Here is a 22,780-nt window from a genome sequence, read left to right on the forward strand (position 1 = left end):
ACCGGGCGGCCGACAGATCAACTGGAAGACACCAACGGTCAGCCGTTCCCAGAGTCAGACCACCGGTGCGGGGCTCGCCTTCAATCATCACTGCCGTTCCCGGCCGCCGCTGCCGGCTCCTGCGGTCGCGCTGCTGCTCTTGCGGTCGCGCACAACAGCGCAAGACCGTCAGGACGACGGCAGGGGCGGGTCAGCGGCGCTTCCCCTACCTCTGTCCCTGCCACTTCATGATGCCGAGCCCGAGCGCGGCCAGGCCGATGGCGGCCAGGCAGGTCCAGGTCCAGACCCGGTCGACCCGGTCGCCGAGCAGCAGGAGCACCACCAGGGCCACCGCCCACAGGGCCGCGCCGACCCGCACCACCCGCGCGGTGTCGACACGCAGCGGCGGGGGCGAGGGGCGGGTGGGCACGGGCACGCGTCGAGACTAGGACGGCGGAACGGGCCCCGGCGTCCGGGCGTGCCGCCGCCCGTCGGGGATGTGGCACGCTGTCGCCGCTCGATGCCGTCTGCGACGCGGGGGCCCGGAGTGCCCTGCGCACCGCGGCGCGCCCGCCTGCTGTCCCCGGGAGTCCACCCCATGCCCGACAAGTCCCGCCCCAGCGCCCGCAAGCCCTCCGGTGGCCGGGGCGGTTCCTCCGCGGCCGGCCGGGAGGGGGCGGCCGCCGGCACCGCGACGGCCGGCACCCCGGACGAGGTGCAGGGCTCCCCGCGGCGCAGCCCCGGGCCCACGATCAGGCCGAAGAACGGCATGGACCGCTACTTCGAGATCACCGCGCGCCGCTCGACCGTCGGCCGGGAGGTGCGCGGTGGGCTGACCACCTTCTTCACGATGGCCTACATCGTGGTGCTGAACCCGATCATCCTGTCCGGCGCGGACATCAACGGGAACACGCTGTCCTTCGGGTCGGTCGCCGCGGTCACCGCGCTGGTGGCCGGCCTGCTGACCATCGCCATGGGCGTGATCGGCCGCTATCCCTTCGCGCTGGCCACCGGGCTGGGCATCAACGCGATCGTCGCCGTCTTCGCCGCCACCCAGCTCTCCTGGCCGGAGATCATGGGCCTGGTCGTGCTCGAGGGCCTGCTGATCACGGTGCTGGTGCTCACCGGCTTCCGGCGGGCGGTCTTCGAGGCCATCCCGCCCCAGCTGAAGACGTCGATCGCGGTGGGCATCGGCTTCTTCCTCACCATCATCGGGCTCGCCGACGCCGGCGTGATCCGGCCGGGCACCCCGCTGATCAGCTTCGGGGTCAACGGCCAGCTGGCCGGCTGGCCGCTGCTCACCTTCGTCGTCGGCCTGCTCGTGACCAGCGTGCTCGTCGTCCGCAAGGTCCGCGGCGGGCTGCTCATCGGCATCGTCGTCACCACGGTGTTCGCGATCGTCGTCGAGGCGATCGCCCAGGTCGGCCCGCGGATCGGTGCCGACGGCGCCGAGGCCAACCCGCGGGGGTGGGCACTGCAGGTGCCCTCGTGGCCGGACTCCTGGGTCGGCGTCCCCGACCTGTCGATCATCGGGAACTTCTCGCTCTTCGGCGGTTTCGAGCGGATCGGCGTCCTCGCGGCGATCCTCATCGTCTTCTCCATCATGATCGCCGACTTCTTCGACACGGTCGGCACCGTCACCGCCGTGGGCGCCGAGGCCGGCCTGCTCGACGAGAAGCGCAACCTGCCGCGCTCCCAGCCGGTGCTGCTGGTGGACTCGCTGGCGGCCGCGGCCGGTGGCGCGGCCAGCGTCTCGTCGAACACCACCTACATCGAGAGCGCCTCCGGTGTCGCCGACGGTGCCCGCACGGGTCTGGCCAGCGTCGTCACCGGTGCGCTGTTCCTGGCCGCGGCCTTCTTCACGCCGCTGGTGGCGGTCGTGCCCTCCGAGGCCGCCGCCCCGGTGCTGGTCATCGTGGGCGCGCTGCTGATCAGTCAGATCCGCGACCTCGAGTGGGGCGACCTGTCGCTGGTCATCCCGGCCTTCCTGACCATCGCGTTGATGCCGTTCACCTACTCGATCACCAACGGCATCGGCGCCGGCGTGATCGCGTTCGTGCTGCTGCGGGTCGCGGTCGGGCGGAGCAGGGACGTGCACCCCCTGATGTGGGTGGTGGCCGCCGTCTTCGTCGTCTACTTCGCCCTCGAACCGCTGCAGCAGCTCTTCTGAGTAAGGACCCCCCTTCCCCCCACCCCTCGCAGGCTCGGGGCGGGACCCTGAAGGGGGGCCTGACCTTCCCCGCACCCCTCGCAGGCTCGGGGCGGGACCCTGAAGGGGGGCCGAGTCATTAGGCAGGCTTCGGTTCTCGGATAGGGTTACCACCGTGCCTCGGACGACGCTGGACACCGCAGCGCTCGCCCACGACCTGCGACTGGCGGTCATGCGGTTCTCCCGACGGCTGCGCAACCAGCGCGTGGACACCTCGGTCACGCTCACGCACCTGGCCGCGCTGTCCACGCTGCAGCGGCAGGGCCCGATGAGCCCCGGCGAGCTGGCCGCCCACGAGCGGGTGCAGCCGCCGTCGATGACCCGGGTCGTGGTGGCGCTGGAGGCCAAGGGGCTGGTCACCCGGACGCCGCACCCCACCGACGGCCGCCAGGTGGTCATCGATCTCACCCCGGCCGCCGAGGCGATGCTCGGTGACGAGATCCGTGCCCGGGAGGCGTGGCTGTCCGGGCGGCTCCAGCAGCTCAGCGCCGAGGAGCGGGCCGTGCTGCGCGAGGCGGCGACGATCATGGACAAGCTCGCCAGTGGGTGACGCAGACGCCTGACGCAGACGCAACCAGGCGGACGTCGATGTTCGCCGCTCTCGGCGTGCGCAACTTCCGGCTGTACGCATCGGCCAACCTGGTCAGCCTGACCGGTACGTGGATGCAGCGCATCGGCCAGGACTGGCTGGTGCTGCAGCTCTCCGGGGGCAGCGGCATCGCGCTGGGCGTCACGACCGCCCTGCAGTTCGCCCCGACCCTGCTGTTCAGCTTCTACGGCGGGGTGCTCGCCGACCGCTACGACAAGCGCCGGGTCCTCGTCGGCACCCAGGCGCTGATGGGCGCGCTCGCCCTGGGCCTCGGGCTGCTGGTGGCCACCGACGCCGTCATCCTCTGGCACGTCTACCTGCTCGCCGCAGCCCTGGGCGTGGCGTCGTCGCTGGACCTGCCGGTGCGCCAGTCGTTCGTGTCGGAGATGGTCGGCCCCGAACGGCTGGCCAACGCGGTGAGCCTGAACTCCACCGTCTTCAACGGCGCCCGGCTGGTCGGCCCGGCGGTCGCCGGCGCGCTCATCGGGTTGGCCGGGGGCGACACCGCGCCGGCGTTCCTGATCAACGCCGCGAGCTTCGTCGTCACCATCGGCGCGCTGCTGGCCATGCGGGTCGGCGAGCTGCGCCGCAGCCCCCCGGTGGCCCGGGCGCGCGGGCAGCTGCGGGAGGCCCTGGGGTACGCCCGGGGCCGCCCCGACCTGCTGCTGGCCATGTCGCTGGCCTTCGTGGCCGGCACCTTCGGGTTCAACACCCAGATCACCATCGCCTTGATGGCCCGCGAGGAGTTCGGGCTCGGCGCGACCGCCTTCGGGTTCCTGTCGACCTGCTACGCCGTCGGCTCGCTGTCCGGGGCGCTGCTGTCGGCCCGCCGCAGCGCCCGGCCGCTGCAGCGGTTCCTCGTCGTCGCCGCGGCCGCCTTCGGCGTGCTGCTGGTGATCGCGGGCCTGATGCCGAACGAGACGTCCTTCGCCGTCCTGCTGGTGCCCACCGGGGCCGCCGCGCTGATGTTCAGCGTGGCCTGCAACAGCTTCGTCCAGCTCGGCGTCGAGCCGCACATGCGCGGCCGGATCCTGGCGCTCTACTTCATGTGCTTCATGGGCGGGACACCGGCGGGTGCCCCGCTGATCGGCTGGGTGTCCGAGCACCTGGGTGCCCGCTGGGGGTTCATCGCCGGCGGCCTGGTCTGCGTGCTCGCCTCCGTCGTCGCCGGCGCGTTGCTGGCCCGCGGCCGGCGGGTGCGGCTCGAGGTGCACCTGACTCCGCCCCGTGCGCACCTGCGCGTCGCCGCGCCGCGCCCGCCGGCGGCGGTCGCCGGGCTCGTGGCGGCGGCCGACGGCGAGGCGCCGGGTGCGCAGTCGGCGGGAGCGCCCCCGCCCGGCGCCACCCCGCGCTGACCGCCGCAGGCGCCGGGGCCACCAGCCAGGACCAAGGACCGTTGCCCCGGCCGGGGCGGCCGACGTAGCGTTCCTCCGTGCCCGCGGACGGGAGCCCAGCCGACGTCGTCGGGCCCCTGCTCGACCTCGGCGCGGTGACCGCGATGCTGGTCGGCGGGTTCCTACTGCTCGGGCTCGTCTACCGCGCGTTCACCGGCCAGCTCCAGGCCGACCGGCGGGCGGCCCGCCGGGCGCGCGGCCGGGCCGCGGCCGGCGTCGAGCCGCCGCCCCCACCCGGCCCGCACCGGCCCGTCGAACTGGTCGCCGCGGACCTCCGCCGGCTCGCGCACCAACTCGCGGTCGTGCCCAGCGGCACCCCCGTCGCCCGCCGGCGCGGGCTGCTGGCCGCCTACGACGACGTGCTCGTCGAGGCAGCCGCCATCCTCCAGGTGCCGAACGGCCTGACCACGGTGCCCGCCGCGTCCCGTGAGGTGGAGCGGCTCCAGCTGGTCGCCGCGCTGGAGGCCGCCGGCCTCGTGGTGTCCGGCTGAGCTCCGGCACCCGGCCGGCACGGCCGGCCACCGAGGCGGGGTCGGGGCGGCTCTTCCTGGCCGTCGACCCGCCGCCCGCCGCGGTCGCCGACCTCACCCGCGCCCTGGTACCGCTCCGGGACGCCCCGGGCGCGCCGCGCTGGACGCCGCCGGAGCGCTGGCACGTGACCCTGCAGTTCCTCGGCGAGGTCCCGGCGGCGGCGGTGGGACCGTTGCGGGAAGCGGCCGCGCCGGCCGTGGCCGCGGCCCCGCCGATGTCGCTGCAGGTGTCCGGGGCGGGCACGTTCGGCGCGCGACGCCGTCCCGCTGTGTGCTGGGCGGGGCTGGCCGGCGACGTCGTCCCGCTGACCTCGCTCGCCGACCGGCTCGGCGCCGCCGCCCGGACGGTCCGGCTTCCGGTCGAGGATCGGCCGTTCCGGGCGCACCTGACGCTGGGCCGCTGGCCGACCGGGCGCCCGGCCGACGCCACCCTGGCCGACCGGCTGGCCGGCTACCGCGGACCGGTCTGGCCGGTGGCCGAGGTGGTGCTGTGGCGCAGCCACCTGGGCCCGGTGCCGCGGTACGAGCGGCTGGCGGCCTGGCCGGTCGGCTGAGCGAGGTGCGGCCCGCGGTGGGCGGCCTGGCACCCTGTCCTGCGTGCCGCAGACCCACCGCGCCGACCAGCAGTCCGCCTTCGACGTCGCCACCGCCGTCGACCGGGGGGAGGGCGGTGTGCTGACCGCCGTCCTGGACCCCGGCTGGGGCGTCGGCGGTGGCGTGCTCAACGGCGGCTACCTGCTCGCGGTCGCCGCCCGGGCGGCGGTGCTGGACTCGCCGCACCCGCACCCGGTGGCGCTGTCGGCCAACTACCTCCGCGCGCCGGTGGCGGGCCCCGCGCAGCTGACCGTCACCCCCGGCCCGGCCGGCCGGACGCTCGCCTCCGCGGCGATCGTGCTCGCCGACGGCGGCGGTCCGGCGGTGACCGTCCAGGCGACCACGGCCACGCTGGGCGCCGAGCCGGCCGACGTCGCCGTCCCGGTGCCCGCGGCCACGCCCGTGGAGCAGTGCCCCTCGATCGCGGAGCACGCCCACCTGGCCCCGGCCGGGGTGTCGGTGCCCGGGCTGAGCGAGCGGGTCGAGACCCGGATCGACCCGCTCACCGCCGGCTGGGCGCTGGGCCGGCCCGGCGGGGAGCCGGTGATCCGGGCCTGGATGCGCTTCGCCGACGGGCGGCAGCCCGACCCGCTCGCCCTGGTCACCTTCGCCGATGCGCTGCCGCCGACCAGCTGGGCGCTGGGCCGGTTCGGCTGGGCGCCGACCGTGCAGCTGCAGGTGCTGGTGCGCGCCGTCCCGGCGCCGGGCTGGTGCCTGGTCGAGGCGCGGGCCGGGGAGATCGCCGGCGGCTGGCTCGACGAGGACTACCGGATCTGGGACTCCACCGGCCGGCTGGTCGCACAGAGCCGCCAACTGGCCCGCGCCCCCCGCTGACGGGGTGGAACGGCCGTCGTGCAGGGGCCCGGGCCGAGCGGAGCGAGGTCCGGGGGGCACGACGGTCCTTTCACTCGCGGAGCACCGTCGCCGGGTCCGCCCGGTCGGCGGCCCGCTGCGCGTACAGCGCCGCCAGCGCCGGGACGAGCACGGTGACGGCGGCGGTCGTCCCGATCGCCGCCCACGGGACGTCGAGCAGCGGGGTGGGCGGGCGGAGCAGGTCGACGTCCAGCCGCCGGTACACCAGCGCCACCGCGGCCGCGGCGATCGCCGCCCCCAGCGCCAGACCGGTGACGGCGACGCCGCCCAGCTCGACCAGCAGTGACCGCAGGTGCGTGCCGCGGCCGAGCCCCAGGCGCCGGGCCATCACGTAGCCCGTGACCCGGGTGCGCGAGCGGGCCTCCAGGTGCAGCAGCAGCCCGCCGACGGCGATGACGCCGACGAAGACGGCCAGCGCGGACAGGTACCCGAAGGTCCACGTGAGGCCCAGGAAGTTGGCGGTCTGCTGGACGTCGGCCGGCTCCAGGTCCCGGCTCCGCACTCCACCGGCGTCGACCAGGGCGTCCACGGCCGGGCCGAGCTCCCCGTCGGTCCACACCTCGGCGACCCGCCCGGCGCCGGCGCTGCGCTCGACCTCCGGCAGCCGGCCCGCGGCGACCAGGACCACCGGGTCGGCGGTGCGGCGGCCCGGCAGCACCCGGGCCCCGGCGACCACCTCGGCGGCGACCGGTGCCCGGCCCAGCCGCAGGCCGGGGTCGCCCGGGGGGAGCCCGGCGGCGACGACCGGCACCCGGCCGTCGATCTCCGGGCCGGTCAGCGCCGCCAGCAGCTCGGGCAGCGGCACGTCGGCGAAGGACTCGTCCCAGAAAGCGGTCGAGGCGAAGTCCGCGGGGTCGACGGCGAGCACCTGGACGTCGCGCCGGCCCCGACCGTCGCCCTCGCCGGCGGCCGCGGCCACGCTCCCGTCGTAGCGGACGACGAGGGTGCCCACGTCGTCGATCGCCGGGGTGGGGGCGAACCGGGAGACGGAGACGACCGCCCGGGTGGCGCCGATCTGCACCCCGACCTTGGCATCCAGGGTGGTCTGCGAAGTGGCGGTCAGCGTCGCGGTGTAACCGAGGACGGCGACCGGCAGGGTCACCGCGGCCAGCAGTGTGGCCGTGGCCAGCCGGGCGGCGGCCAGCCGGTTCACCGCCAGGAACACCGCCGGACCGCGGTGCCCGGCCCAGCGGCGCAGCCGGGGGAGCAGAGCGGTGAGCAGCCGGGCCAGCAGCACCGCGGCACCGGCGACGGCCAGCAGTGGGAAGGCGACCAGCAGTCCGTTGACCTGCGCCACCCCGCCGTCGCTGACCACGGCGTCCCGGGTCTGCAGCAGCCCCCAGCACCAGCCGGCCGCCACCAGCAGGGCCACCTCCCACGGCACCCGGGACGGCCACCGGGGGGCCGCGCCCGGTGGGCGCTCCGCCGTTCCCTGGGCGCGCAGCCCCGCGACTCCCGCGGCGCCGGCCAGCCCGACCACGAAGGCCGCGATCCCGGCCGCCACGGCCGCTCGGGTGGCGCCGGGGTCGAGGTCGTCGGCCGGGCCCAGCCCGGCGATCAGCAGCCGGGACGCCGCCCAGCCCAGTGCCGCCCCGGCCAGCGCCGGGACGCCGAGCTCGAGGGCGGCCTTGCCCGCCAGCGGCACCGGCCCGACCCCGCGGGCGGCCAGCAGCCGTACCTCGGCGGCCCGCCGGTCGACCCAGGCGCTGCCCGCCGCCGCCACCAGCGCCAGGGCGAGCAGCGCGCCCGCGACGGCGACCGGCACGACCGGTCCCCGCAGCCCGGCGGCGATGAGCTCCGCCCGCCCGATCGCGTCGTCGAGCCGGCCGTTCCAGCCGCCCCCCAGGAACTCGACCCCACCGGCGGGTGCGGGCGACCCGCGGGCGGCCCGCTCCTGGGCGGCGGCCAGGGCGCGGGCACGGGTGACCGACAGGGTGGTGGCGTCGGCCGGCACCTGCTCGGTGACCATGGCGAAGCCGGCCGCGGCCGCGAGCTGGGCGAAGGTCTCCTGGTCGGTGGCCAGCACCAGGGCGGGCGGGGGGACGTTGGCCGAGACCAGGTTCAGGTAGAGGTCGCCGTGGTCGCACCAGTAGGTGCCCGGATCGGTCTCGAACAGGTCGGTGTAGACGCCGCTGACCGCGACCCGCCGCCCGGACACGGTGATCTCGTCGCCCACCCGGGCACCCACCGCGTCCGCGTAGCCGGCGGGCAGCCACACCCCCGGCGCGTCGAGCGAGTCGACCACCTGGACGTGCCCGGTGGCGCCGGGCCGCCAGAAGAGGGTGGCCGGCTGGGTGACCGGGGCGCCGGCCGGATCGCGGACCAGCATCCCGGCCTGGGGGTTGCCACCGGCGCCCACGGCCCGCTGGACCTGCAGGACCCGCTCGCTGCGCCGCCCCTGCTCGGCCCAGCCGGCGCGCAGCCCGTCCAGGCCGGCGATCACCTCGGCCGGAGGCGTGCCGGGCGGCACGGCGAAGAAGCCCTGGGTCCGACCCCAGCCGGCCTCCGCGCACTGCCCGGCGAGCTGCTGCTGGAGCGCGGCCGACCGGGCCGAGGACAGGAACAGCGGCGCCGACGCCACCGCGCAGGCGAGCACGGCGCTGGTCACCAGCACGGCGACGACGGCGGCCGGCCGGCGCAGGCCCAGCCACGGGGCCCGGGTCCACGGCGGGAGCCGCCACAGCCCGCGGGTCACTGCCCGACCCCGGACTCGCGGGTCATGCGGATGTACCCGCGGTGAGCCGGCCGTCCCGCATCGACAGCACCCGGTCGGCGCGGGCCCACGCCTGCTCGTCGTGGGTGGCGATGAGCACCGCCGATCCGGCGCGGGCCGCGTCGGCGACGGCGTCCAGCAGGCGGTCGGCGTGCCCGCGGTCCTGGTGGGCGGTGGGCTCGTCGGCCAGCAGCACCACCGGCGCGAGCAGCAGTGCCCGGGCGACGGCGGCCCGCTGCTGCTCGCCCAGCGACGCCTGGGCCGGCAGCCGGTCGGCCAGGTGGGTGAGCCCGAACCCGGCCAGCAGGTCCTGCGCCCGGGGTTGCCCGGCGGCCGGCGAACCGCGCAGCCGGGACGGGAGCAGCACGTTGTCGGCCAGGCTCAGGTCGGCGACCAGCCCGAGGGCCTGCGGCACCAGGGCCAGCTCCGGCCAGCCCAGGGTGTCCGGGCGCCGGCCGGCGAGCGCGCCGCGGTAGGCCAGCCGGCCCTCGTCCGCGGTCTCCCAGCCGCACAGCACGGCCAGCAGCGTGCTCTTGCCCGACCCCGACGGGCCGACCAGCGCCACGAGCTCGCCGGCCGCCACCTCCAGGTCCACCCCGGCCAGCGCGGACACCTGCTCCGCGCCCCGCCGGTACCGCTTGACCAGGCCGGTCGCGGTGAAGCCGCCGGACGGCGTCGCCGTCACGAGGGCACGACCCGGCCGTGGTCGAGCCGGATGAACCCGTCGGCGATGGCCATCACCCGCGGGTCGTGCGAGGAGAGGACGAACCCGACACCGCTGCCGGCGAGGTCCGCCACCGCCGCCAGCACCCGCTCGGCGGCCGCGGTGTCCAGCTCGGCGGTGGGCTCGTCGGCGACGACGAGGGCGGGGGAGCCGACCACCCCGCAGGCGACCGCGAGCCGCTGCTGCTCCCCACCGGACAGCTGGGCCGGCCGGTGGTCGGCGCGGTCGCCCAGCCCCAGCCGCTCCAGGAGGGCCCGCGCCTGGCCGGGGGAGACCGCGGCGCCGCGCAGCTGCGCGGCCAGCCGGACCTGGCCGACGGCATCCAGGTAGGGCAGCAGGTTCTCGCCGGGGCGCTGGAAGAGGTAGGCCACCTGCTGCCGGCGCAGCCGCCGGCGGGCCCGGGCCCGGAGCCGGTCCACCCGCTCCCCGGCGATGGACACCTCGCCGGTGTCGGGCCGGTCGATGCAGGCCAGCAGCCGCAGCAGGGAGGACTTCCCCGAGCCCGACGGGCCCACGACCACGGTGACCCGGGCGCGGGGGACGGTGAGGGTCACGTCGACCAGCGCGGGGACCGCCTCGGCGGCGGTCCGGTAGGTCTTGCCCACGCCCCGGCAGGCCGCCGCCGGGCCCGCCGCCGGCGCGCCGGCGGACGCCGTGTCGCCCAGCGGGTCGCCGGCGGACCGGAACCCCTCGCTCGCGCTCATCGAGGCGGGAGCCTAGGAGGTGGCCGCCCCCGTGGCGGGGAGGTCCACCGGGCCGGTCAGGTAGCGCTGCACGGTGGGGCCGACCGCGGCCACCACCTCGTCGGCGGACGCCGAGGCCAGCGGTTCCACCCGCAGCACGTAGCGCGCGATCACCACGCCGATGAGCTGGGAGGCGGCCAGCCCGCCGCGGGCGTCCCGCTCCTCCTGCGGCAGGTCGAGCGTGCCGACCACCCGGCGCAGCACCCGCGCGGTCAGGAACTCGCGCAGCAACCGGGCCGTCCACTCGTTGCTGACCGCCGAGCGGACCAGCGCCAGCCCGGCTGCCTGGCCCGGCCCGTCCCAGACCCGCAGCAGCATCCGGACGACGTTGGCGCCGAGGTCCGCCGTCCCGCCGGCGAGCACGTCGGGCAGCAGCTCATCCGGGTCCGCCGGGGCGTGGACGGCGGCCAGGAACAACTTCTCCTTGCTGCCGAAGTAGTGGTGCACCAGCGCGGGGTCGACCCCGGCGGCCGAGGCGATGACCCGGATGGAGGCGCTGTCGAAGCCGCGGTCGGCGAAGACGGCGCGGGCCGCGGCGAGGACGCCGTCGCGGGTGTCGGGGTTGCCGGGACGGCGTCCGGACGGCCGGGCCCGGCGGGGCCGGGGGGCGGGCTCGCTCAGCTGGTCCTCCTCCGCAGGGTGGCCGCGGCGGCGCCGAGGGCCAGCAGCGCCGCGCCGGCCACGACGGCGACGTCGACCCACATGGTGCCCGACGCCCCGGCCGACGCACCGACCTCCTGCAGGGCCTCGACGGCATAGGTCAGCGGCAGCACGTCGCTGACCGCCTGCAGCCAGCCGGCCATCTGCTCGCGCGGCACCAGCAACCCGCACAGGAAGAACTGCGGCAGCACGATCACCGGCATGAACTGCACCGCCTGGAACTCGCTGCGGGCGAAGGCGCTGGCCAGCAGCCCCAACGCGACCCCGAGCACGGCATCGACGACGGCGATCAGGACGACCAGGTACACCGGCCCCGCCACGTCCAGGTCGTAGCCGATCGTGGCGACGGAGACCGTGACGACGGCCTGCGCCGCGGCGGCCAGCCCGAAGGCGAGGCCGTAGCCGAGCAGCAGGGCCGGCCGGGACAGCGGGGTGGTGAGCAGCCGCTCGAGCGTGCCCGAGGCGCGCTCCCGCAGCATCGCGATGCTGGTGACCAGGAACATCACCACGAACGGGAAGATGCCGAGCATGGTGAGCCCGACCCGGTCGAAGGTGCTCGGCTGCCCCGGGACGGTCGGCAGGTCGGCCCACAGCAGGTAGAGCAGCCCGAGCAGCGCGCTGGGCAGCACCAGCATCATCGCCACGGTGCGGTGGTCGTGCCGCAGCTGGCGGAGCACCCGCGCCGCGGTGGCCGCGGTCAGGCGTAGACCCCCCGGGGGGTGTGGTGCGGCGGGAGCGGTGCGCCGGGGGAGCGTCGCGGCGGTCATGCCGCCGTCTCCTCTGCGGTCCGGACCAGCGTGAGAAAGGCTGCCTCGAGGTCCTCGGTGCCCGTGCGGGCCCGGAGTTCCTGCGGGGTGGAGTCGCTGAGCAACCGGCCCTCGCGGATCAGCAGCAACCGGTCGCACCGGCCGGCCTCGTCCATGACGTGGCTGGACACGATCAGCGTCGTCCCGGCCGCGGCGAGGGCGTGGAAGCGGGCCCAGAGCTCGACCCGCAGCACCGGGTCGAGCCCGACCGTGGGCTCGTCGAGCACCAGCAGCTCGGGGACGCCGACCAGGGCGCAGGCCAGGGACACCCGGCCCTGCTGGCCGCCGGAGAGGTCGGTGACCAGCTGCCCGGCCGCGTCGGTGAGGCCCACGTCGGCCAGGGCTGCGTCGGCCGCCGCGGCGCCGACGCCGTACAGGGCGGCGAAGTACCGGGCGTTCTCCCGGACGGTGAGGTCGGCGTAGACGCTCGGCGCCTGGGTGACGTAGCCGACCCGGGCGCGCAGCCCCGGTGAGCCGGCGGTCTCCCCGAGCACGCTGACCGAGCCGGACCGGACCACCTGGACACCGACCAGCGCGCGCATCAGCGTGGTCTTCCCGCTGCCGCTGGGGCCCAGCAGGCCGGTGACCTGCCCGCGGGGGAGCGTGGCGGACAGGCCGTGCAGCACACGACGGCGACCGCGGTGCACGACGAGATCGGTGACGGTGACAGCGGCGTCCATGCCGGCCTCCACAACTCAACGGGTAATGAACTCAACGCTAGATGAGTTGCGTGGCCCGCGGCAAGGGACTTCCGGCTCTGCCGCCCGTCAGCGGGTGCGGATGAGCTCCTCGCCCAGCGCGGTGCCCGATCGCCAGGCGCTCTCCACCCGCGCCGGAGCCGCCCAGCCGTCGCCGCAGACCCCTATCCGGCCGGCCAGCGCGAACGGCTGCTCCCGCGGGTGCGCGGGCCTGGCGGAGGACCAGCGGTGGACGTGTGTCCACTCGGGCTCCGCCTCGATGCCCAGCAGGGTGCGGACCGCGACGACGACCTCCGCGGTGGCCCGCTCGGGCTCGTCCAGGTGGCGGGCGGCGAGGCCGGGCGTGGTGTGGGCGACGAGCACTGGGGCGCCGTCGCCGCGCCGGTCGCCGTCGTCGGCGACCCAGTCGAGCACGGGGGAGTCGTGCACGAAGACGCCGTGCAGGTCGCCCGGCCACCGGCGCTGTGACCACCCCAGGGCGATGGCGAGGGAGGGCTGCCAGCCGTCGGGGTCGAGAGCCGGGCCGGCGCCCGCCGGTGGGAGCAGCCGCCGGGCCTGGGGATCGGGCATGGCGAGGACGACGGCGTCCACCCGCTCGCCGTCCACCGACGGGCGGCCCGCGCCGTCGGCCGTGACCTCGTGCACGGTGCGTTCCTGCACCAGGTCCAGGCCGGTCGCGAGGTCGGCGACCAGGCCGCGCAGACCACCGGCGGTGCCGTACCGGACGGGGCCGGTCGTCGTCCGGGTCAGCCCGTCAGGACCGCCGACGGCGAACGTGTCGGTCCACGGGTGGGCCAGCCCGCGCTCGACCCAGCCGGCGACGACGGGTGCGAACGGCGAGCCGTCGGGCACGGTGAGGTAGGAGGCGCCGAGGTCGACCGGCCGGCCGTGCAGGGTGCGCCCGCCCATCCGGCCGCCGGGCTGCCGCCCCCGGTCGAGCACCCGGACGGTGAGCCCGGCGTCGGCGAGCGCCCGGGCGCAGGCGATGCCGGAGATGCCGCTGCCGATGACCGTCGTCCCGGGGCTGTCCACGTGCCGATCCTGGCGGCCGCCGGCCCGTCCCGCTCCCCGGGCCGCCCCGGGCAGCGGGCATGATCACGGGTGTGCCCGCGCAGCCCCAGGTGATCACCGACCCCGCCGACGAGCGGGTGGCCGACTTCCGGGACCTCGTCGCCGGCGACCGTCGTCCCGGCACCGAGCGCGGCACCGGCCCGGTGATCGTGGAGGGGGTGCCCGCCGTCGAGCGGCTGCTCGCCTCGCCGTACCGGATCCGCACCGTCTTCGGCATTCCCGGCCGGGTCGCCGGCCTGCGGCTGCCCGCCGGCGTGGCCGCCTACGAGGCCGATCGGTGGGTGCTCTCGGAGGTGATCGGCTTCCGGCTCACCCGCGGCGTGCTCGCCTCCGCCGACCGGCGCCCGCCGCTCGACCTGGACGCGCTGCTCACCGGCCCCGATCCCGCCGCGCCGCGCCGGCTGGCCGTGCTCGAGGGGCTGAACGACCACGAGAACATCGGGTCGATCGCCCGATCGGCGGTGGCCCTCGGCGTCGACGGACTCCTGCTGGACCCCACCTGCGCCGACCCGCTGTACCGGCGGTGCGTGCGGGTGTCCATGGGGCACGTGCTGACCCTGCCCATCGCGGTGCTCGGCGACTGGCCCGCAGGTCTCGACCGGCTGCACGGTGCCGGCTACCGCACCGTCGCGCTCACCCCGGCCGACGACGCCGTCGACATCGCCGACGTCGACCCGGGAGCGCACCTGCGCACCGCGGTGCTGCTCGGGGCGGAGGGCCCGGGGCTCACCCCGGCCGCGCAGGCCGCGGCGCGGGTGCGCGCCCGCATCCCGATGCGCGGCGGCGTCGACTCCCTGGGCGTGGCCGCCGCGGCGGCCATCGCGTTCGCCACGCTGCGCTGCTGAAGGACCCGGCTCAGGCGGCGCGGTCCTTCCTCAGAAGCGCAGCGACAGGCGGGCCAGCCGGGCCCGGGCGTCCTCGGCGGTCTGCGGTTCGCACAGCAGTTCGTAGCGGCTGGCCACCACCTGGCTGGTGCTGGTGAAGTCGCGCTTGCCCTGGGTCGCGGCGTAGCCCACCGCACCGAAGACCGCGCCGAACACCAGGCCGATGAGCAGGCCGGAGAGCACCGATCCGAGCCAACTGCTGCCGTCGGGGGCGAAGATGCCCAGCAGTACACCGACGAAGAGCCCGAACCAGGCGCCACTGGCCGCGCCCGCCCCGATCGCCCGGCCCCAGGTGAGCCGGCCGGTGACCCGCTCGACCATCCGCAGGTCACTGCCGACGATCGTCACGTTCTCGACCGGGAACTTCTCGTCGGACAGGAAGTCGACCGCTTGCTGGGCCTGCTGGTAGTCGTCGTACGTCGCGACCTGCACGCCGCCGAGCGGCATGGACACCGATGCTGGCATGGCTGTCTCCGATCCGGCTCCGCCCCGGGGGAGCGGTGGCCGGGTGGTCCGGCCGATCCGACGTCTCCCGGGCGATGGCCCGTCGTCTACCCGAACGGCGACGCGGGACGCGATGTTCCGTCGGCCCCTGCAGGGGGGTCCTTGATCAGCGGTGCCGGCGGACCCCGAAGACGATGTCCTCCCAGGCCGGGATGCGGGCGCGGGGATCCTCGGTCTCGCCGTCCACCCGGCCCAGCACGACGGTGTCGCGGGTGGCGAGGTCGTCCTCGGCGTCCGCGCCGGACGGCTCGGACGCCAGCAGGTCGGCATCGGTCGCGGGCACGCGGACGTCCTCGGCCGGCTCGCCGGGCCCGTCCTCGTCGAGGGCGTCGGTGGCGGGGTGGTCGGCGGTGGGGTCGTCGTCGGACCCGGCGGCCGCCGGGTCGGCGGAGCGGACCACCGCGATCGGCCGTCGAGGGTCGGCCGCGGGCGTGCCGGCCGGCACGTCGGGGACCACCCGCACCAGCCGGGTGCCCTCGGCGAAGTCCGTGGTGGCGGCGTCGACCGGCGTCACGGTCCTGGCCGGCAGATCGAAGCTCCACAGCGTCGTGCCCGACTTGTGCCCGGCCCGCCAGGCCGCCTCGACGTGCCAGGTGCCGTCCTCGGTGCGGCGGGCATCCCAGCGGACGGCGTCCAGATCGGCGCCGAGCAGCCGCAGCCGGTCGGACATGAACTGCTCCAGCGGCACGGACGGCGTGCCCTCCGACAGCCGGACCCGGGACTCGCGCGCCTGCTCGGAGACCCGGATGCGCTCCTGCAGCACGGGGTGCGCGAAACGCATGATCCGCTCGACCGAGGTGCCGGAGGCGGCGGCGACTTCCTCGGGGGTCTCCCCGGCGCGGATACGGGCCTGGATCACCCGGGGCGGCAGCGAGTTGCCGACCTCGATCTCGATCTGGGCGACCCGGTGCGCGTCGCCGCGCGCCGCGGCCCGGAGCCGGTCGTCGATCGGCACGAGGAACCGGTCGGCGGGGTCGGGGGCGTCCGGCCCGTCGTGGGCGAACACCAGGTGCTTGCCGTCGTCGGAGAGGGCCACGAGGCGCAGGGAGCGCATGAGGGCGACCTCCAGGCTGGATGGGGAAGGCCCGGAGGAGCGGGCCAGTCCCGCGAATCTATCTGCGCAACACCAGCCCCACCGGCAGACACGCCCGTGCGGCGCGTCGGCTCGACAGCCGCCGTCCGGCCTGCCGGGCGGTGCGCGATCTCCCGCTCGCAGCCGGGTGGGCAGCGTGCCAGAGTGGCGGCGCCGGTCCGGGGGCTTCGGGTGTCCGGCATCCCGGCCCCGGTCCGAGCGGCGCGGGCGAGCGGGCGCCCCGTACCCGTCCCGTCGCCGAGGAGGTGAGATGCCCGACGCCCTGCGCGCGGCCGGACTGCCCACCGCCGTCCGGCTCGCCATCGCCGAGATCGCCGGCGCGGCCGGAGCCTGGCGCCCCGCCCTGGCACCCGGTGGCGACCGGATCGCCTACGTCACCGACCGCTCCGGAACCCCGCGGCTGGAGGTCGCCGCCCTCGACCGGCCGACGCTCCCGGCCGTCCTCTCCGGCGCCGACGAGGAGGTGGTCTCGGTCGCCTGGTCGCCCGACGGCACCTGGCTGGCCTACCTGGTCAGCCCCGGTGGGTCGATCTGCGCAGAGCTGCACGCGGTCCGTCCCGACGGCACCGACCGGCACCTGGTGGCCGGGGAGGACCCGCGGGCCACCGTGTTCGCCGGCGGCTGGACCTCGGTCCCGGGCCACTACGTGTGCTCGATCGCCTCCGGTGACGGGCCGGACGCCGACGTCGTCCTGGTCGACGTGCCCAGCGGGGCGCAGCGCACGCTCGCCCGCGGCGGGTTCCTCGCGGTCACCGCGGTCGCCCCCGGGGAGCAGCGGGTGCTGGCCCGGCGCGGTCCGCGCGGACACCGGCACGTCGTGGTCGTGGACGTCGCGACCGGCGCGCAGCGGCGGGTGCTGCCGCTGGACGGCCCCGGCGGCGCGGAGTCCGAGGACGGCCGGTTCGACCCCGGCGGCCACGCGGTCTTCCTGCGCGCCGGCCTGCCGGAGCTCCCCGGGGTCGCGGGCAGCGACCGGACGGGGCTGGTCCACGTGCCGCTGGACGAGCGCGGTGCGCCGATGCCGGGTCGGGTGCTGGTGCGCCGTCCCGACGCCGACCTCGAGGCCTACGCGGTGCGTCCCGACGGCACCGCCGTCTGCGTGTGGAACGCCGGGGGCGGAACCGAGCTCGAGGTGCGCGACCTGGCCGACGGCTCGCTGGTGCGCGCCGTCCCGCTGCCGCTGCCGGTCATGCCCGGCTGGTCGCTGTCCGCCGACGGCAGCGCGCTGCTCGCCGAGCTCACCGGCCCGGCCGCGCCCCGGTCGCTGTGGCAGGTCCCGCTCGGCACCGCCGCGGACGGCGCCGGGCTCCGGCCGGCACCGCTGCCGGCCATGCCGCACCGTCCCGACCCCACCCTGCTGGCGATCCCGGACCACCGGCGCTACGCCGCCGACGACGGCACCGAGCTGGACGGCTGGCTCTACACGCCGCGGGGCGTGCACGGCGCCAACCGCACGGTGGTCAGCTTCCACGGCGGCCCCGAGGGGCAGGAGCGGCCGGCCTTCTCCCCGGTGGCGCAGGCGCTGGTCGCGGCCGGGATCACCGTCTTCGCGCCGAACGTGCGGGGGTCCGGCGGGCGCGGCCGCGCGTTCCAGTCCGCCGACGACGGCCCGGCCCGCGAGGCATCGTTCGCCGACGTGCCGGCCACCGTCCGGTTCCTCGAGGAGGCCGGTATCGCGCTGCCCGGCCGGGTCGGTGCGCATGGCTGGTCCTACGGCGGCTACCTCACCCTGGTCGCGCTCACCCGGTGGCCGGACCTCTTCGCCGCCGGGGTGTCGCTGGCCGGGATGAGCGACCTGCGGACCTTCTTCGCCGGCACGGAGCCCTGGATGGCCGCGGCGTCGGTGCCCGAGTACGGCGACCCGGTCACCGACCGGGACATGCTCGCCGCGATCTCCCCGATGACGGCGCTGGACCGGCTGCGCGCGCCCGTGCTGCTCGCGCACGGCGACCGGGACACCAACGTCCCGGTGCTCGAGTCGGTCCAGGCGCACCAGGAGCTCAGCGCACGCGGCGCGCCGGTGGAGCTGCTGCTGCTGCCGGGCGAGGGGCACACCGTCGTCGGCCGGGCCAACCTCGTGCACCTCACCGAACGGGTGACGGAGTGGTTCGATCGGTGGCTGGTCGCTCGATGACCGGCGCTGCGCCGGGTCTGCGGGTGGTTCGATCGACCATCGTGAGGCAGTCATGACCGACACCGCAGGCTCGTTCGCCCGCTATCCGGGCTCGGCCACCGACGAGGCGGTCGATCCCGAGGGCCGCCTGAGGCCCGGCTACCAGCCGGTCGCCCGGGTCCTCGAGGAGCTCGGCGCCGACGGGCTGGCCGCGGTGGCCGGCGACATCAGCCGTGAGCGCCGCGCCCGCGGCGTGGTGCTCGGCACCTACGTCGACGGCCGCCTCCAGGAGCGTCCCCTCCCGCTGTGCCCTGTGCCGCGCGTGGTGCCGGCTTCCGACTGGGCCCTCCTGTCCCGTGGCGCTGAGCAGCGCACCCGGGCGCTCAACGCCTTCCTGGACGACGTCTACCGGCCGGCCGGGCGGCGGCGCACCGATACCGAGCGCGACCCCGAGGTGGTGCGTGCCGGCGTGGTGCCGTCCTGGATCGTGTCCGCCAGCCCCGGGATGCGCCCCGGCGCGGTCGGGCTGGCCTGGCCGGGGCAGCCACGCATCACCGTCTCGGGGCTGGACGTGCTGCGCGGGCCCGACGGCTGGGTGGTGCTCGCGGACGACGTACGCGTGCCGGCGGGCATCGGGTACGCGATCAGCAATCGGGACAGCGGCCGCACGGCGCTGCCCCAGCTGCACGCCGACCCGGCCCTCGCCGGCCTGGCCGATCCGCAGGCAGCGGTCGACGTCCTGCGGGCCGGCCTGGTCGACGCCGCCCCGCCGCGCTGCGACGGGCCACCCCAGCTCGGGCTGCTCACCGATGGCGAGCACAGCGCCGTCTGGTTCGAGCACCGGCTGCTGGCCGCGGCGATGGGCATTCCCGTGGTCACCCCCGGCACGCTCTGGCCGACGCAGTCAGGCGGTGTGGCGGTGCAGGTCGACGGTGACCGGGTACCGGTCCACGTGCTCTACCGGCGCTTCGACGAGGCCGACCTCGCCGCCCACCTCACGCCCACCGGTACCCCGGTCGGCGTGCTGCTGGGCGAGGCGGTGCGGGCCGGGCAGCTGGCGCTGGCCAACGTGCCCGGCACCGGCGTGGCCGACGACAAGGCCACCTACCGCTACGTGCCGGAGATGATCCGGTTCTACCTGGGCGAGGAGCCGGTCCTGCCGGGCGTCCCCACCTGGCTGCTCGCCGACGAGGCCGACCACGCGGCGGTCCGGGACCGACTGCACGAGCTGATCGTCAAGCCGGTCGACGGCTACGGCGGGCAGGGCGTCGTCCTCGGCCCGCTGTGCTCGGCGGCCGAGCTGGCCGAGCTGCAGGCCGAGGTGGCGGCGGCGCCGCACCGGTTCGTCGCCCAGGAGCCGGTCGACTTCACCACCGTGCCGACCGTCGTCGACGGGGCGGTGGCGCCCCGCCGGGCCAGCCTGCGGGTCTTCGCCGTCGCCGGTGCGACCACCCGGGCACTGCCGGCACCGCTGACCCGGGTGGCGCTGGAGGCGGGCTCGCTGCTGGTGAGCGCCAGCCGTGGTGGCGGCAGCAAGGACACCTGGATCCTGCCCCGCTGACGATCCGGCCGGATGCATTGATCTCTTGACGACGTCGTTCACCGGATGCCGGTAGCAGTGTCGATGATGTCGTGTTGAGTTCGGCGCAGCGGGCCACTGCACGGCCCCGCGGTCGGGTTGACCGTGACCGATCCGTGATGCAAAGGTGCCGTCGTGGCGCGGAGCGTGATCCGCATTCCGGGCCGCTGATCTCGTGCAGTGCTCCGAACCGCTGATCTCGGTCGCGCGCTGAATCGAGTTTCCCCCGGATAGGGCCGGCCCGTCGGTGGCGGTGTGCCCCCGCTCGCGTCAGGTGCGAGGCGAGGCATCTGTATTTCGTGTGTCCGAAATTCGTGTGTCGAGTCGGTTCCTCCTTGCCGGGGTGGCCGGAGGTACGCGCATCGGCGGACGGGCCCTCACTGAATTCCAGAGAGGAACAGGAATGAGCGGAACTCCACGGCGGGCGGGTCTGGCCGGCCATGGGCGTGATCGGCGGCTCTCCGTACTACTCGCAGGCGCGACGAGCGCCCTGATGGTCATCGGCGTGGCCTCGGCGACCTCGGCGGCGGCCGGCTCCTACGAGACTCCGGCGACAGCCGGCTCGCACGAGACGCCGGCGGCAGCCGACTTCTACGGAGACAGCTGCGAGGGCCTCGCTGATCTGGGCCTGGCGGACGTCAATCAGATCTCGGCCGAACTGGTCACGACAGGTAGCTTCAAGGATCCGGAGGGCGAGGGGCAGGACCAGGAGGACCTGCCCGAGTTCTGCAGGGTTGCGCTGACCGTGGAACCGCAGGTGAACATCGAGGTCTGGCTGCCGACCGACACCTACAACGGCCGGTTCCAGGCAGTGGGTAATGGTTACATGGCCGGATTCATCGCTTACAGCTCGATGAGTCCCGCGCTGCGTGCCGGTTATGCGACTGCGTCGACGGACACCGGGCATCCCGACACCGGCACGAGCGGTGCCTTCGCCCTGGCCGAGAACGGCGAGCGCAACTGGCAGTTGATCGAGGACTTCGCCTCGCGTTCCCTCTTCGAGCTGACGAAGAAGTCGCAGCAGCTGATCGAGGCCTTCTACGGGAACGAGCCGGAGTACTCGTACTGGACGGGATGCTCGACGGGTGGCAGGCAGGGCCTCATGCTGGCCCAGCGCATGCCGGCCGCCTACGACGGCATCCTGTCCGAAGCGCCGGCGATCAACTGGGACCGCTTCCTCGTCGCGGAGATGTGGCCCCAGGTCGTCATGCACCAGGACCTCGGCGGACCGATCCCCACCTGCAAGCTGGAGCTCGCCACCGAGGCCGCCGTGGAGTACTGCGACCCCCTGGACGGAGTGGTGGACGGCCTCCTGGAGGATCCACGGCGCTGCGACTTCGACCCGGCGAGCCTGATCGGACAGGAGACGCCGTGCGGGGTCTTCACCGAGGGCGAGGCAGCGGCGATCCAGAAGATCTGGGACGGTCCGCGCGCGGCCGACGGCAGCTTCCTCTGGTACGGCCTGGAGCCGGGAGCGCCGCTGGGCGATGACCCGGCGGGCGTCGGCGAGACCGGCGGCGTGTGGGAGCCGGGCGAAGCGGGCTGGGACCGCCTCGCCGGTACCAACCCCTTCCTGGTCAGCGAGCAGTACATCAAGTACTTCGTCCTCGCCGATCCCGACTGGGACTACCGCACGCTGACGTACGAGGGTTTCGAGCAGGTCTTCCGGCAGTCGCAGGAGATGTTCAACGATGTGATCGGCACCGATGACCCCGATCTGTCGGCGTTCCGAGACTCCGGCGGCAAGGTCCTCTCCTGGCACGGCTGGAACGACCGGATGATCTTCCCGATGGGGTCGATCGACTACTTCGACCGGGTCCAGGAGGAGCTGGGCGGCGACGTGACGGACTTCGCGCGGCTGTTCATGGCTCCCGGGGTCGACCACTGCGCCGGTGGTCCCGGGCCGCAGCCGGTCGACCCGTTCGCCGAGCTGGTGGACTGGGTGGAGAACGGTGACGCGCCCGAGCAGCTGACGGCGCAGCGGGTGGAGAACGACCAGGTCGTGCAGACCCGGCCGTTGTGCCTCTACCCGGCGGTCGCGCAGTACACCGGGACGGGAAGCATTGACGAAGCCGCGAACTTCGAGTGCCTGACCGGACCCGTCGACTGACGGTCGCTCGCCCCTGAGCGGCGGCAGGGCTGCGCAGTACGCGCAGCCCTGCCGCCCCAGGTCTGGTGCCGAACCGAGCGAGCAGGTCCCCGACCGCACTCAGGTGACGAACTGCTCCGACGAGCTGTGGCGTTCGGCCTGGTCGCCGGGCGGCGGCAACTACGCGATCGCGGTGAACGGCGCGATCACCGGCTACATCGAGGTGAAGAAGCCTGGGGCGTCCGTGGACCCCGACTCGTTCACCGGGCACAACAAGCGCCAGTGGGAGCGTCAGCGCGACCTGCCGAACCTCATCTACACGAACGGCACCGAGTGGCGGTTGTAGCGGGACGGGGGTGAGCGCTGCAACTGCTCACCGACAACGTCGCCGCCGACTTCGCGGTCACGTTGAAGCTGCTGACCCGGCAGACCGGAAACCGAACTTCACCGAGGCAGAGATTGCCGAGCCGTCGCCCGACCGGCTGTTCTGATGGTCGTCGTCACCTTCCACACCGATGAGCGGTCGGAGCGGGCCCTCGCGGAACTCACCGCTGACGGGTCCACTGTGTCCGAGGCGATCCGTCAAGCGCTGGTCGACGTCGTGCGGCGTCGTCGGGGTCAAGTCCCCGGGCGTGATCGGATGCGGCGGGAGTCGCTGAAAGTCGGCTGTGACCCGGTCGACCACGCCGAGAGCCGACGGGGCCTGGCGGAGATGAACGAGCTGAGTGCGTGGTGACGTCCACTGACGCGCACGTGGTCGGGTCGCCATCCGACCGCTTGTTCTGTTCGCACAGGCGAGCGTCCTGCCGCGTTGGGGTGTAAGTACAGGCAACATCCGACAGGGAAATGACACTGATCAACGCCTAGGGTGTAACTGTGCGCGCGGAGAGCTCGCGGCGGACGAGGACGAGGATCAGTCAAACGCCGATCTCCGT

22 protein-coding genes are annotated in these 22,780 nt (G+C 75.3%); 12 read left to right on the forward strand and 10 right to left on the reverse strand.

The window, feature by feature from the left end; all coding sequences use genetic code 11:
• Nucleotides 1-205 precede the first annotated feature (205 nt).
• Nucleotides 206-415, reverse strand: a complete 210-nt coding sequence (locus ACYVG5_RS13260) for a DUF2530 domain-containing protein (RefSeq protein WP_222049459.1) — start codon at nt 413-415, stop codon at nt 206-208.
• A 162-nt stretch (nt 416-577) separates the two neighbouring features.
• Between ACYVG5_RS13260 and ACYVG5_RS13265 the strand changes: the two genes are divergently transcribed.
• The 6 genes from ACYVG5_RS13265 to ACYVG5_RS13290 all read left to right on the forward strand — a co-directional run bounded on the left by ACYVG5_RS13265 (nt 578) and on the right by ACYVG5_RS13290 (nt 6,129).
• Nucleotides 578-2,149: an NCS2 family permease gene (locus ACYVG5_RS13265; RefSeq protein WP_222049460.1), complete on the forward strand. Its 1,572-nt coding sequence runs from the start codon at nt 578-580 to the stop codon at nt 2,147-2,149.
• A gap of 154 nt (nt 2,150-2,303) precedes the next feature.
• Nucleotides 2,304-2,738, forward strand: a complete 435-nt coding sequence (locus ACYVG5_RS13270; RefSeq protein WP_222049461.1) for a MarR family winged helix-turn-helix transcriptional regulator — start codon at nt 2,304-2,306, stop codon at nt 2,736-2,738.
• 38 nt (nt 2,739-2,776) lie between these two features.
• Nucleotides 2,777-4,132 carry an MFS transporter gene (locus ACYVG5_RS13275; RefSeq protein WP_222049462.1) on the forward strand — a complete coding sequence of 452 codons (1,356 nt, stop codon included), beginning with the start codon at nt 2,777-2,779 and terminating at the stop codon, nt 4,130-4,132.
• 77 nt (nt 4,133-4,209) lie between these two features.
• The gene (locus tag ACYVG5_RS13280) at nt 4,210-4,662 is read left to right on the forward strand and encodes a hypothetical protein (protein WP_222049463.1); all 453 of its coding nucleotides are present in this window, start codon (nt 4,210-4,212) and stop codon (nt 4,660-4,662) included.
• Nucleotides 4,663-4,718: 56 nt separating this feature from the next.
• Entirely contained in the window at nt 4,719-5,255 is a 537-nt protein-coding gene (thpR, locus tag ACYVG5_RS13285; RefSeq protein WP_460683255.1) for an RNA 2',3'-cyclic phosphodiesterase, read from the forward strand.
• A 43-nt stretch (nt 5,256-5,298) separates the two neighbouring features.
• Nucleotides 5,299-6,129, forward strand: a complete 831-nt coding sequence (locus ACYVG5_RS13290; RefSeq protein ID WP_222049464.1) for an acyl-CoA thioesterase — start codon at nt 5,299-5,301, stop codon at nt 6,127-6,129.
• 70 nt (nt 6,130-6,199) lie between these two features.
• Here ACYVG5_RS13290 and ACYVG5_RS13295 read toward each other — a convergent pair whose 3' ends face one another.
• The 7 genes from ACYVG5_RS13295 to ACYVG5_RS13325 form a co-directional block, all read right to left on the reverse strand.
• A complete protein-coding gene (locus ACYVG5_RS13295) occupies nt 6,200-8,863 on the reverse strand; it encodes a hypothetical protein (protein WP_222049465.1) in 2,664 nt (887 codons plus the stop codon).
• Nucleotides 8,864-8,885: 22 nt separating this feature from the next.
• Nucleotides 8,886-9,566 carry an ABC transporter ATP-binding protein gene (locus ACYVG5_RS13300; RefSeq protein WP_222049466.1) on the reverse strand — a complete coding sequence of 227 codons (681 nt, stop codon included), beginning with the start codon at nt 9,564-9,566 and terminating at the stop codon, nt 8,886-8,888.
• The gene (locus tag ACYVG5_RS13305; RefSeq protein WP_222049467.1) at nt 9,563-10,309 is read right to left on the reverse strand and encodes an ABC transporter ATP-binding protein; all 747 of its coding nucleotides are present in this window, start codon (nt 10,307-10,309) and stop codon (nt 9,563-9,565) included. The genes ACYVG5_RS13300 and ACYVG5_RS13305 overlap by 4 nt, the downstream gene beginning before the upstream one ends.
• 12 nt (nt 10,310-10,321) lie before the next feature.
• Nucleotides 10,322-11,050 carry a TetR/AcrR family transcriptional regulator gene (locus ACYVG5_RS13310; RefSeq protein ID WP_222049468.1) on the reverse strand — a complete coding sequence of 243 codons (729 nt, stop codon included), beginning with the start codon at nt 11,048-11,050 and terminating at the stop codon, nt 10,322-10,324.
• The gene (locus ACYVG5_RS13315; RefSeq protein ID WP_222049469.1) at nt 10,966-11,775 is read right to left on the reverse strand and encodes an ABC transporter permease; all 810 of its coding nucleotides are present in this window, start codon (nt 11,773-11,775) and stop codon (nt 10,966-10,968) included. Before ACYVG5_RS13315 ends, ACYVG5_RS13310 begins: the two co-directional genes overlap by 85 nt.
• On the reverse strand, nt 11,772-12,494 hold the full coding sequence (locus ACYVG5_RS13320; protein ID WP_222049470.1) for an ABC transporter ATP-binding protein: 723 nt from the start codon (nt 12,492-12,494) through the stop codon (nt 11,772-11,774). Before ACYVG5_RS13320 ends, ACYVG5_RS13315 begins: the two co-directional genes overlap by 4 nt.
• 87 nt (nt 12,495-12,581) lie before the next feature.
• Nucleotides 12,582-13,544, reverse strand: coding sequence for an NAD(P)/FAD-dependent oxidoreductase (locus ACYVG5_RS13325; protein WP_222049471.1), 963 nt, complete (start codon nt 13,542-13,544; stop codon nt 12,582-12,584).
• Between the two features lie 71 nt (nt 13,545-13,615).
• On the opposite strand from ACYVG5_RS13325, the gene ACYVG5_RS13330 reads away from it, so the two are divergent.
• Nucleotides 13,616-14,428 carry a TrmH family RNA methyltransferase gene (locus tag ACYVG5_RS13330; protein ID WP_460683245.1) on the forward strand — a complete coding sequence of 271 codons (813 nt, stop codon included), beginning with the start codon at nt 13,616-13,618 and terminating at the stop codon, nt 14,426-14,428.
• Between the two features lie 30 nt (nt 14,429-14,458).
• On the opposite strand, the gene ACYVG5_RS13335 is transcribed toward ACYVG5_RS13330, so the two are convergent.
• On the reverse strand, nt 14,459-14,932 hold the full coding sequence (locus ACYVG5_RS13335; RefSeq protein WP_246630647.1) for a general stress protein: 474 nt from the start codon (nt 14,930-14,932) through the stop codon (nt 14,459-14,461).
• A 145-nt stretch (nt 14,933-15,077) separates the two neighbouring features.
• On the reverse strand, nt 15,078-16,025 hold the full coding sequence (gene sepH, locus ACYVG5_RS13340; RefSeq protein ID WP_222049473.1) for a septation protein SepH: 948 nt from the start codon (nt 16,023-16,025) through the stop codon (nt 15,078-15,080).
• A gap of 289 nt (nt 16,026-16,314) precedes the next feature.
• On the opposite strand from sepH, the gene ACYVG5_RS13345 reads away from it, so the two are divergent.
• The 5 genes from ACYVG5_RS13345 (at nt 16,315) to ACYVG5_RS13365 (ending at nt 22,581) form a co-directional block, all read left to right on the forward strand.
• Nucleotides 16,315-18,198, forward strand: a complete 1,884-nt coding sequence (locus tag ACYVG5_RS13345; protein ID WP_222049474.1) for a S9 family peptidase — start codon at nt 16,315-16,317, stop codon at nt 18,196-18,198.
• Nucleotides 18,199-18,250: 52 nt separating this feature from the next.
• A complete protein-coding gene (locus ACYVG5_RS13350; RefSeq protein ID WP_222049475.1) occupies nt 18,251-19,738 on the forward strand; it encodes a circularly permuted type 2 ATP-grasp protein in 1,488 nt (495 codons plus the stop codon).
• A 511-nt stretch (nt 19,739-20,249) separates the two neighbouring features.
• Entirely contained in the window at nt 20,250-21,866 is a 1,617-nt protein-coding gene (locus ACYVG5_RS13355) for a tannase/feruloyl esterase family alpha/beta hydrolase (RefSeq protein ID WP_222049476.1), read from the forward strand.
• 103 nt (nt 21,867-21,969) lie between these two features.
• Nucleotides 21,970-22,191 (forward strand): hypothetical protein, encoded by a 222-nt coding sequence (locus ACYVG5_RS13360; RefSeq protein WP_222049477.1) that lies wholly within the window; start codon nt 21,970-21,972, stop codon nt 22,189-22,191.
• Between the two features lie 144 nt (nt 22,192-22,335).
• A complete protein-coding gene (locus ACYVG5_RS13365) occupies nt 22,336-22,581 on the forward strand; it encodes a hypothetical protein (RefSeq protein WP_222049478.1) in 246 nt (81 codons plus the stop codon).
• The last annotated feature ends 199 nt before the right edge of the window (nt 22,582-22,780 follow it).

It is taken from the genome of Modestobacter lapidis (assembly GCF_054780755.1).